Here is a 9,114-nt window from a genome sequence, read left to right on the forward strand (position 1 = left end):
GATCCACTTTCGACGCCGGGGCATCGAGGAAAGCGAAATAGGCGCGCACCATGTCCTTGATGTTCAGGTTTGGGCGCAGTTGTCGCCCGCCGAAAATGCGGATTTTGCGGTTCACCAACGCGTGAATCGTCAGGATGTTGACCGTGAGGTCAAGCCGCAGCCGCGGCGCGTAACCGCAAACTGTCGCCGGCCGGACGATGATTCGTTCCATTCCCCGGACATCCGGGTGTGCAAGCAGGTCGCGCTCGCAATCGAGCTTAAAGCGCGAATAATCCGTCAGCGGCTGCGGCTCCGCGTCTTCGCGCACGTTCGGGTCCTCTTTAACGCCATACACACTGGATGAGCTGGCGTAAATGAACCGCCTCACGCCCTGATCAACGGCGCCGCGCAGCAGGCCGCTGAACGCGGTGTAGTTGATCGACTTGCCAAGCGTCGGGTCCAGCTCGAAGCTTGGGTCGTTGGAAATACAGGCGAGGTGAATGACAACGTCCACTCCGTGCAACGCCTGTTTCAACCGGGTGGAATCGCGAATGTCGAGCTCGATCAATTCGAGTTGCGGATGGCCGTTGGCCTCACCGAACGCGTCGCGGCCGTACCAGAACAAGTCCACGACCTTGACGCGATAACCGCGCTCGATCAGCGCGGGCACCAGCGCGCTGCCCACGTAACCGCCGCCGCCCGTGACGAGCACCGTGCGGAAGCCGTTCGGATTGTTACTGTTCATCATGCGTCAGCATAAAGATGCGGCAGCTTATGGTCGCACCCGGGTTATTCAATCGTTTTTTGTCGGGATTGACACTCCAGGGCGCGGCCGGGGATCTCACTTCATCAGCGATGTGATGTGCCGGAAAAGGCTGGCTGGCTCAATAAAACTGCGGTTGCCCATGATGGTGCAGGCCTCTGCCCCGACCACATTCGCGATGAAACCCAGCACCGCCGGAGGAACACCGAGCGCCGCGCATGGCGCTGTCACACCGAGAACGGCGTCGCCCGCACCCACCCGGTCCACCACCCTGATGGAAAAGGCCGGCACCGTGAACGCCCCATGGTCGCGATCCTGCACCACGCACCCAAAACTTCCCTGGGTGACCAGGAGCTTCCGGGTGCCGATTTTCTCCGCCAGGCTTCGGGTCAGGATGCCCAGGTCCGCGGTCAGTTGCCGCGCGTCGAGCCGCACTTCCATCTCACCAATCGAGGCATAGTCCGCCCGCGGATATTTCGAGATGGTATTGAAGCCCCTGTTCCCCGCGTTGGTTTGCGTGTTCACAGCCAGGTATTTCGCCTTTCCACAGACCAGCGCACGCACCCTTTGCGTGAGCAGCCCGTGGCCGTAATCCGCGACGATGACCACGTCGTATTGCGGAATGAGTTTTTCCAGCAACCGGCAAAAACCTTCCTCGGCCTCAACCGGCAGTTCGCGGTCGTCCATGACGTACACCTCGAACAGCTTCGCGCCGGGGTATTCCTGCAGGAACCGCCGCTTGATGATGGTGGATGAGCCGTGCACGCGGACGAAATGCGGAACGACGTTGTTATTGAGCCGGGAGCGGATGAAGTCTTCGCACGAGTTGACATCGCCCAGTGAACTCAGCACGCCCACCTCGTCGCAGAAGTTCGAGACATGGTTCGCGATCGCCAGAATGCCGCCCACGTATTGTTCGGTGCGGTTGTGCAGCGCCGCGAGAATCGATTCCTTGCCGGACTTGCCCAGCACGGAACAGAACTGGTATTCGTCGATAATCGACTCCCCGATGACGAGCACCTTGAGCTTGCGAATGGCCTGAAGGTAACCAACGATTTCCCCGGGCGTGTGCTGGGCGCGGAACTGTTCGAGAAACGCCTTCGTTGCGGGCGTGAAGACTTCCATGAAGCGGTTGATGAGCGTCGAGGCGCTGTAGGTCTCCTCGTCGGTATAAACGAGCCTGCCCCCAACGCTCTGGATCGCGGCCTCCTCCTTTTCAACGGCGTCGGAGTGGTCCCGTTTGCCCGACTCGCGAACGATGCCCTTCACGAACAGGGCCGGTTTGAGCAGTTGAATCGTCTCCACGGCGGTGGGCCATCCGTTGATAGCAACGTAATCAACGCAGGCAAGCGAAGCCAGGGCTTCCGCGCGGAGCCGTTCCGGGAAGGCGGGCCGGTGCGGACCTTTGTTGACAAAATGGTCGGGAGTTATCGTAACCACCAGCACGTCTCCGAGTTTTCGCGCGGCCTCCAGGTGCTTGATATGTCCGATGTGAAGCAGATCAAAAACGCCGTGGCAATGAATGATTTTCTTTTCCTGTGCGCGCAGCTTCGCCAGCGTTCCCGCCAGATCCTCCAGCCGCTTGATTTTGTCGCTCGTCGTTTCCATTTCGTTTTGCGCTGTCGGGACCGCACTGCCAAAAAATTCGCCCGCCCACCGGAGACGCCGCCCTGTTGCAATTCGCGTCCGCCGCGAGGGTTATACGCGCGGCCGGGCGGTTTTGCAAATATTCGCCATCTCAAATTTGACCGTCAATCTGCGCCGCGATCTCCCCGCCGATGGTCAGCGACGCAGTGGCCGCCGGGCTGGGTGCGTTCAAGACGTGCAGCGTGCGCTGTCGGCGCACAAAACAGAAGTCCTGCACCAGTTCGCCTTCGGGCGACATCGCCTGGGCGCGAACGCCAGCACCGCCCGTCTCCAGATCCTCTTCGCGGATTTCCGGCACCAGACGTTGAAGCGATTCGCAAAACAGTCGTTTGCTGAACGACCGTTTCAACTCCTCCCAACACATTTTCCGGTTGCGTCCCAAAAAGCGCCAGAATCCGTAGAACGCCAGCGCGTCGTAGAGTTCGCGCAGGTTGACGTCGGTTTTGCGATATCCCTCGCGCGCGAAAGCGAGAACCGCGTTCGGGCCGGCTTCGATCCCCCCTTCAATCAGGCGCGTAAAATGGACGCCCAGAAACGGGAACCGTGGATCCGGGACCGGGTAGATAAGATGACGAACGAGGAATTGACGTTCCGGTTTGATTTTGTAGTACTCGCCGCGGAACGGCACGATACGCACTTCACGCCTTTCACCCGCGAGTTCGCTGACGCGATCACAGTGCAATCCCGCGCAGTTGATCAGGAAATCACCTTCGAAGGCGCCCGCAGTGGTCCCGGCCAGCCATCCGCCCCTTGTCGGTGTCAACGCCGTCACCTTCGCCCCCGTCACCACCCGGCCGCCCTGAATGGCAATCTTTTTCAACAAAACAGCGCACACGCTCGGATAGTCCACAATGCCCTCCTGCGGGACACGCAGCGCGGCAATGCCGCCAACGTGCGGTTCCACCTCCCGCATCTGCTCGAGCGACAACAGTTGCAACCCCTGCAGACCGTTTTTTTGGCCGCGCTCGTGCAGGTCACGCAACCGCTGCAACTCGGATTCGTCCACTGCCACGACGAGTTTCCCGCAAATCTCGTGCGGGATACTGTTCTCCCGGCAAAAGGCAACCATCTCCTGTATGCCGGCGACGGCCATCCGTGCCTTGATGGATCCCGGTTTGTAATAAAGACCGCAATGAAGCACGCCGCTGTTGTTGCCGGTTTGGTGGCGCCCGACATCCGCCTCTTTCTCGAGAACCGTAACCTGCGCATCGGGAAAGCGCATCGCAAGTTTATACGCGGTCGCCAAGCCGACTATCCCGCCACCGATGATGATGACACGTCGAGTTCCCACAGTTGGATCGCTTGACCGGATGGTGAACGGCGGCGGCGGCGTTGGTCAAGCGCAGCTGCAAACTCGCGGCGGTGAATCACCGCTCCCGTTGTGGCGCATGGGGGAAGTTTGGTATTGGACTCGGCGGTCTATTCTGTATCTTGGGGCGCCGAAATTTTTGCGTTCGAAAAAATCCTGATATGCCCGGGCAAATCCATTCGCCGCCATCGATTGCAACTCGCCGCCGGGATTTCTTTTTGGCCGTGCTCTGTCTGGCGGTGATCCTGGGTGTTCTTTTCCACAAGAGCTTTGAATCCGATCAGATCCTGTTTTCCAACGATGGCCCGCTGGGCGCCATCCGGGCACAGGCAGACCACATGTGGAGCAATATGCTCGGGGTCTGGCAGGCATTGAACTGGGTCGGGACCCCGGCGCCGAACGTACCTTTGAATGTCTCGGGCCTGTTGCTGGCCATCTGTTGCGGTACTTCACCTGATGCCGGTTCGGTTTTTTTGGCCAAAATGTACGCGCCTTTCAGCCTGTTTGTGCTGGGTTTGGGCGTTTGGTTGTTTTTCCGCCAGCTTCGATTTCAGCCGTGGGTCTGTCTTTTGGGCGGTCTGGCGGCAGCGCTGAATACGGTTGCATTCTCGAACGCCTGCTGGGGATTGGCGGAGTGGCCTCTCTCTTGGGCCATGAACATGTTTGCCCTTGCGGCACTGGTCACGGCTTCTCCTGGAAAATCGTGGTTGAAGGCCGTGCTTGCGGGCCTTGCCGTTGGAGTCGGTGTCATGGAGGGTTTTGATGTCGGCGCCATCTTCAGTTTGTTCGTCGCGGGCTTCGCGTTTCTGTCGTGGATGACGACCGAAGGGCCGCTGGCAAAGAGGGCAGCCGGCGGCCTTTCCTCCGTTGCCATCATGGCGATTAGCGCCGCCTTGATTGCGGCACAGACGGTCAGCGGCCTGATCGGGACGCAGATCAAAGGCGTGGTCGGAATGGCACAGGACGAGACGGCAAAGGAACGACGGTGGGAGGAAGCCACGATGTGGAGCCTGCCGAAGGCCGAAACGCTGCGGATCATCATTCCCGGACTTTTTGGCTATCGCATGCCGCAATGGTATGGTGAATCCGAAGAATCGGCGCACGGGTCGGATTACTGGGGAACTGTCGGGCAAGCTCCCGGAAACATCCAGTCCCGTTTGTCGGGGTCCGGAGTTTACGGCGGCGTATTGGTCGTCCTGATCGCGGCGTGGTGCGCCGCGCAATCGTTCCGCATGCGGAATTCGATTTTCCCGCTTCGCGAGCGAAAGCAAATCTGGTGTTGGCTGGGTCTGTTGATCGTCGCGTTGCTGCTGGCCTGGGGCCGGCACGCTCCATTTTACCAGATGGTTTACGCCATTCCCTACGCTTCGACGATCCGAAATCCAATCAAGTTCGCGTTTCCGTTCAGCCTGGCCCTGGTGGTTTTGTTCGGTTACGGGCTGGAGGGCATCGGCCGCCTTTCCGCGAACAAGCCAACCTCAAAAACGAAATCGTTTTTGGATCAGATCAAGGCTTGGTGGAAAACAGCTTCAGACTTCGACAAGAAATGGACTGTGGGATCGATCACCGCTGTGGCCGCCAGTTTGCTGGGCTGGCTTGTTTACGCGTCCTCCCGAAGTGAACTTGTCGCCCACCTGCGCGAGGCCGGTTTTTCGGACAGGCACCTTGCCGGCTCGATCGCGCAGTTCAGTTTGAACGAGGTCGGTCTGTTCATTGTATTTCTGGTTCTGAGCGCGGGGCTCCTGGTTTTGATCATGAGCGGCTTTTTCGCGGGCCCGCGTGCCAGGTGGGCCTTTGTCGTTCTTGGGTCGCTCCTCGTGATTGACCTCGGCCGTGCGAATGTTCCATGGATTGTCTATTGGAACTACAAGGAAAAATACGCCCGCAATCCGGTCATCGATCAATTGCTGGACAAACCCTGGGAACATCGGGTCACGGCAAAAGTGGCGCCGATGTCCCCGCAATATCTGGTTAATTATCGGGAACAAAACGAGGCGAATCTTTTTGTTGGGGTTTATTTTAAGGAATGGCTCCAGCACCATTTCCAGTACTATCGCGCGCAATCCCTGGACATCATACAAATGCCCCGCGTGCCGGAATTCGACGAGGCGTTCATCCGGGCATTCGCTCCGACCAACAACAACCAGGCATACCTCTGCCGCCGCATGTGGCAACTGACCAATACCCGTTACCTGCTCGGCACAGCCGATTGGTTGAACCAACTGAACGAGTACTTCGACCCGCCACAACGTCGCTTCAGCATCCGCACCAGGTTCAATCTCATACCGAAGCCGGGTCTCAAGGAAGTGACCAATCCGGAGCAATTCACGGCTGTGCCTGCCCCCGATGGAAAGTTCGCGTTGTTTGAATTTGCCGGCGCATTACCGCGCACAAAATTGTTCACCCGCTGGCAGGTGAATACCAATGACGCGGCGACACTGGAGAATCTGCGCGACCCGAACTTCGACCCTTCACAGTCTGTTTTTGTCGCCAACGAGATTCCTTCCGCGGTTCCGGGCCCTTCCACCAACCAGACGGGTGGTTCTGTGGATTTTACCCGCTACGAATCAAAGTTCATTCAACTGAACGCGGAAGTGACCGCGCCGTCGGTGCTGCTCCTGAACGATCGGTTCAGTGCCGATTGGAACGTGCGTGTGGACGGAAAACCCGGGCCTCTGCTCCGCTGCAATTACCTCATGCGCGGCGTTTACTTGACGCCCGGCAGACATGTTGTGGAGTTTCGTTTTCAACCTCCCCTCACGACGTTTTACATCAGCGCGACATCCATTGTCGCCGGCGCGCTGCTTTGCGGGTACCTGACCGCCATAAAAAACTCGGGACGACCGGCGGAAGCCCCGGCCCGCGCGCATGACCGGCAATCGGAAGTTACCAATCGCAAATCCCGATGAGCCATCAGGAGACGTACCGGCACAACGAAGCCTACGCCGAGTTTCTCGCCAATTGGGACGCCGGCTTTTATGCGAAATATGCCGACACGTTGCGTCCGGAAAAACCCGGCGCACGCGTGCTCGACGTTGGCTGCGGCGTCGGCCAGGTCGTCGCGCGGCTCGCAGACGCGGGCTTTGAAGCCTTTGGCGTGGATGTTTCTGAACCGAACATTACGCGCGCCCGCAAGTTCAGCGGACGGTGTCAGTTATATGACGGTCGGCGCCTGCCCTTTCCCGATGCATATTTCGCCGGAGTGGGAGCATTGAACGTGCTGGAGCACGTCGAGGAACCGGAGGCGTTCATAAAGGAACTTGTGCGTGTAGCGGAGCCCGCCGGGCGGGTGATCATCTCCAGTCCGAATTTTTTTCGTGTCCTCGGCTTCCGCGACTATCACCCAAAAATGCGCGGACTGTCGAACAAGTGGCGCAACTGGCGGCGGCTCCGGGAAAAGCGCCGGCTGCTGAAAACCAATCCTGACTCCGCCCGCTTCGACCGGATGACGCCGGTTGTCAAGGAGCCGTTCACACCGGACGATGACGCGATCGTGGCCACGAACGCGCCGGAAATCGCCTTCTTCCTCGAACGTTCCGGCTGCGTGATCGAGTCCGCGTCCTGCACGGACCGCTACGTCGCAAAACCCGTTGACCTGATTCTCAACCTCACGCCGCTGCGTTACCTGATGTTCAACGCCTTCATCGTGGCACGCAGGAAGCCATGAACGCGCGCGCAATCAAAGACCGCTGGGATGGTCAATGAACGACCAGGGGACGTTGAACCGCCTCGACAGGTGGGCGGCCAGCGCTTTCACGCCAAACGTTTCGGTCGCATAATGCCCTCCGTAAAAAACATTCACTCCCAGTTCCTCTGCCAGCGCGAAGGTCCAATGCGGGCCTTCGCCGGTGATAAACGTGTCCACGCCTTCGTGCGCAACCTTGTTCAACTCGCTGCCCGCGCCGCCGGTCACGACGCCGATGCAGCGGCACACGCGTGGCCCGCCGGCCAGCAGTTTCGGCGCACACCCCAACTCCCGGCGCAATCGATCCTCCAGCCTTTCGCGCGGGAGCCGGACCTCCACCTTGCGGCCGATAAACCGGCCTTTCTCGAAGAAAAAGGCCCTGTGCTTCTTCAAGCCCAGCGCCGCGCAGAGTTGTGCGTTATTGCCCACTCGCGGGTGCGCATCGAGTGGAAGGTGTGAACTGTACACGGCGAGGTTGTTTTCGAGCAGCAGTCGCAGTAGCTCATAGCGCTTCCCGGTCCACGGATGGCTTGGGTTCCAGAACAGACCGTGATGCACGATCAGCAGATCCGCCCGGGCCCGGATGGCAAGTTCCACGGTCGCCCGGCTCGCGTCCACCGCGGCGGCGATGCGCGTGATGGTGCCGCGATTTTCGACCTGCAAACCGTTGACCGCCCCTTCCCAGTCTCCGAATTGGTCGGTGCGCAACAGCCGGTCGCAATGGCGTGCCACGGACGAGAGAGAGATTACGGCCATGCGTGAATCGAACCAAAGCACAGGAGCAAAGTAAAACTAGAAACACAAACCGCGGAGGCATCGCTTCACGCGCCTGCAAAAAATCTCCATCACCCTATTGAATTCTCCGACGGCGTCCTTATAGTGCGCTCGTTTTGAGCGATACAAATGAGTGATTCAGCGAACGGCCCCGGCGCCTGGGACGTCCAGTCTGCGCGCAGTCTTTACAACATCGACCGTTGGGGCGCGAAATACTTCGACATCAGCGAAGCCGGGCATGTCATTGCCACGCCCCAGCAGGAAGCCGGCACCGCGGTTGATTTGAACGATGTCGTCGAAGAAGCCCGGGCACGCGGGCTCAAATTGCCGCTGCTCATCCGCTTTCAGGACATTCTCCGGCATCGCGTCCAGTCCATCAACGAGTCCTTCCGCAACTCGATCACCGAATTCAACTATCAGGGGGGCTACCGCGGCGTCTTCCCGATCAAGGTCAATCAACTGCGCGAGGTGGTGGAAGAAATCCTCGACGCCGGCAAGCCCTACAATTTTGGATTGGAAGTCGGCAGCAAACCTGAGCTGTTCGCCGGACTTGCCCTCCAGGCCGATGCGGACAGCCTGATTATCTGCAACGGCTACAAGGACCCGAACTTCATCCGCATGGCGCTCATGGGAATCAAACTGGGCAAGAAAGTGATCATGGTCGTGGAAAAGCTGGAGGAGCTTAAGCAAATCATCAGCGTCTCGCGCCAGTTTGGCGTCGAACCGCTCATTGGCATCCGTTCCCGCCTGCTCAGCAAGGGCGCCGGCAAGTGGGCGGAAAGCGCGGGAGAAAATGCGAAGTTCGGTTTGAGCACCGTTGAATTGCTTGCCGCCGCGGCCCTGCTCAAGTCGGAGAATCTCACGCATTGTTTCCAGCTGATTCATTTTCACATCGGCTCGCAAATTCCCTCGATTCAGGCGATCAAGGCGGCCATGAAAGAGGGCGCGCGCTTCTTT

At 59.2% G+C, this 9,114-nt stretch carries 7 protein-coding genes; 3 read left to right on the forward strand and 4 right to left on the reverse strand.

Annotated elements, in window-relative coordinates:
• The 3 genes from VN887_05160 to lhgO form a co-directional block, all read right to left on the reverse strand.
• On the reverse strand, window positions 1–727 hold a 727-nt coding region (locus VN887_05160), incomplete at its 3' end, for an NAD-dependent epimerase/dehydratase family protein (GenBank protein ID HXT39391.1).
• A 93-nt stretch (window positions 728–820) separates the two neighbouring features.
• On the reverse strand, window positions 821–2,350 hold the full coding sequence (locus tag VN887_05165; protein HXT39392.1) for a PfkB family carbohydrate kinase: 1,530 nt from the start codon (window positions 2,348–2,350) through the stop codon (window positions 821–823).
• A 130-nt stretch (window positions 2,351–2,480) separates the two neighbouring features.
• Window positions 2,481–3,680, reverse strand: a complete 1,200-nt coding sequence (gene lhgO, locus VN887_05170) for an L-2-hydroxyglutarate oxidase (protein HXT39393.1) — start codon at window positions 3,678–3,680, stop codon at window positions 2,481–2,483.
• Between the two features lie 179 nt (window positions 3,681–3,859).
• Between lhgO and VN887_05175 the strand changes: the two genes are divergently transcribed.
• Together VN887_05175 and VN887_05180 are read left to right on the forward strand one after the other, a co-directional pair.
• Window positions 3,860–6,607: a hypothetical protein gene (locus VN887_05175; protein HXT39394.1), complete on the forward strand. Its 2,748-nt coding sequence runs from the start codon at window positions 3,860–3,862 to the stop codon at window positions 6,605–6,607.
• Complete coding sequence (locus VN887_05180) at window positions 6,604–7,365, forward strand: methyltransferase domain-containing protein (protein HXT39395.1); 762 nt, start codon at window positions 6,604–6,606, stop codon at window positions 7,363–7,365. The genes VN887_05175 and VN887_05180 overlap by 4 nt, the downstream gene beginning before the upstream one ends.
• A 12-nt stretch (window positions 7,366–7,377) precedes the next feature.
• Here VN887_05180 and VN887_05185 read toward each other — a convergent pair whose 3' ends face one another.
• Window positions 7,378–8,139 carry a Nif3-like dinuclear metal center hexameric protein gene (locus VN887_05185; protein ID HXT39396.1) on the reverse strand — a complete coding sequence of 254 codons (762 nt, stop codon included), beginning with the start codon at window positions 8,137–8,139 and terminating at the stop codon, window positions 7,378–7,380.
• 147 nt (window positions 8,140–8,286) lie between these two features.
• Between VN887_05185 and speA the strand changes: the two genes are divergently transcribed.
• On the forward strand, window positions 8,287–9,114 hold an 828-nt coding region (speA, locus tag VN887_05190; GenBank protein HXT39397.1), incomplete at its 3' end, for a biosynthetic arginine decarboxylase.

Origin of the sequence: Candidatus Angelobacter sp., from assembly GCA_035607015.1 — a bacterium.
GTDB lineage: Bacteria > Verrucomicrobiota > Verrucomicrobiia > Limisphaerales > AV2 > AV2.